The 2,086-nt window shown below is 33.8% G+C and carries 1 protein-coding gene and 1 pseudogene; both read right to left on the bottom strand.

The window, feature by feature from the left end:
* Positions 1 to 1,024: nitrilase-related carbon-nitrogen hydrolase (locus HG1285_RS03660; RefSeq protein WP_008288822.1), on the bottom strand; the 1,024-nt coding region annotated here is incomplete at its 3' end.
* Positions 1,025 to 1,124: 100 nt separating this feature from the next.
* Positions 1,125 to 2,086: pseudogene (locus HG1285_RS19845) on the bottom strand (hypothetical protein); the annotation flags it as partial.

Here is a 2,086-nt window from a genome sequence, read left to right as displayed (position 1 = left end):
CTAATGCATCTGTTGCTATAGTAGCTACTAATGAACTATCTATACCACCACTTAATCCAATTACAACTTTCTCAAATCCATTTTTCTTTATATAATCTTTCAAGCCAAGAACAAGTGCTTTGTATATTTCTTCAGCTTCAGAAAGAGAATTAAGTACAATTTTTTCATTTAAAGGGATTTCATGTTTTTTTATCTTATAATCTAAAAATATTTCTTTTACTCTTTCTTCTCTTTTATATTTAGCTCGTAGATTTCTAAGTCTGTTATCTTTCAACTGATTTCTAAAAATAGCATCTAAATCTATATCACAAACTAATAAATCTTCTTCAAAAGACTTGCCTCTTACTTCAAAGTTCCCATTGGGCAATATGACACTGCTGCTCCCATCAAATACAAGTTCATCTTGTCCCCCTACCATATTCACATAAGCTATAGATACAAAGTTATCTTTTGCTCTTACTTTTAACATTTCTTCTCTATAGTTTATTTTGCCTAATGTATAAGGCGACGCATTTATGTTAATTATTAATTCTGCTCCTTCTATAGCTTGAATATTTATTGGGTTTTCCGGATACCATATATCCTCACATATGGAAAGACCTATTTTATAACCTTCTATATTTAAAAGGGTTATCTCATTTCCCTTTTGAAAATATCTGACTTCATCAAAAACACCATAATTAGGAAGATAATTTTTATGGTATATACCGACAATTTCTCCATTATATAAAACACCAGCAGCATTATAAATATCCTCTTGTTTATCAACAAATCCAACAATTACAATTATGTCTTTGGTATGCAGAGCTATTTTTTTTACAGCTTCTAAGTTTGCATTTATAAATGAGTCTTTAAGAAGCAAATCTTCTGGTGGATAACCTGTAATTGCAAGTTCTGGAAAAGCTATAATATCAACTTCTTTTTTCTGTGCTTTTTTAATATAGTCAATTATTTTTTCAGCATTTTTTTCTATATCTCCTACTGTAGGATTAATTTGTGCAAGAGCAAGCCTTATTTTTTTCATTTGATATACCCATTAAATTTATCACTACAATTAGGATAAAAAAAAAGCTCCCTCCCTGCAAGAGGGAAGGAGCAACATATAGGTAGGTTCCCCGAAAGGTTTATTTCCAGCCTTTTAGAACAATCTCTTGAGCTTTTTTGTATGGATATTTTTTAACAAGTTCATCAACTGAAAGTTTCTGGTCTCCTTCTCTCATGAAGTGAATTAGAACAACAGATGCCCAGTAGTCATTTGCATACTCAGTTCCTTCAAGTTGAACAGGTACACCTTTTTTGTTAACTGTATGACATGCGGCACATGTTACTGGACCTGCATAACTTCCATCTGGAGAGAACTGAAGTGCTTGTTCATGTGTTGTTAAATCAACAGTTCTGTTGTCTCCTTCGTATCTTGTTGGATATAAACCGTGTGGAGACTCGTGGCAAGATTGGCAAGCTATGCTTCCATGAGCTTTAGAATATCTGTAAAGTGAGTATTTATTTGGCTGGTCAATTGGGAAGTATTTTCCACCCTGACTTTCAACAAATGGTGCAAGGTGACAGTTTGAACAGTGAGGCTCAGACGCTGCAAGCCACCAGTCTTTACCTGCGGATGCCACGTCGTAAGGAACAGGTTGTCCTTCTTTTGCATTCCAAGGTAATAGTTTAGCTTTTCCGTCTTTTTTAACAAGTTTAACTAAAGTTGCACCAGTATGTTTAGCATAGTAGTCATAAACAGGATTTTGTCCGTCTTTTATTCTTGGGTCAGCCATTTGTTTAAATTTGTTAATATCACCATTTGCAACAGCTTTTATAATTTCTTCTATAGATTTGTTTCTAAGGGTTTTACCTTCTTGAGTTACAGCATTTTTGAAATCATCGTATTTGTATAATTCTTGAGTTAACTGGTTATGACAGTCTGTACATGTTAAACCTCTGATTTGAGAAATAGGTTCGTCATCTTCATTTCTCATACTTACATTCTTTAAGTACCATTTTCCAAGCTCGTTGAGGAAGAATGGTGGTTTTACATGTGGGTTAGAGTGTGCATCTCTTCTAAGATAACAACCGCCGCCTGCAGTTC

It is taken from the genome of Hydrogenivirga sp. 128-5-R1-1 (genome assembly GCF_000171895.1).
This window is presented reverse-complemented; position numbering and strand designations above follow the sequence as displayed.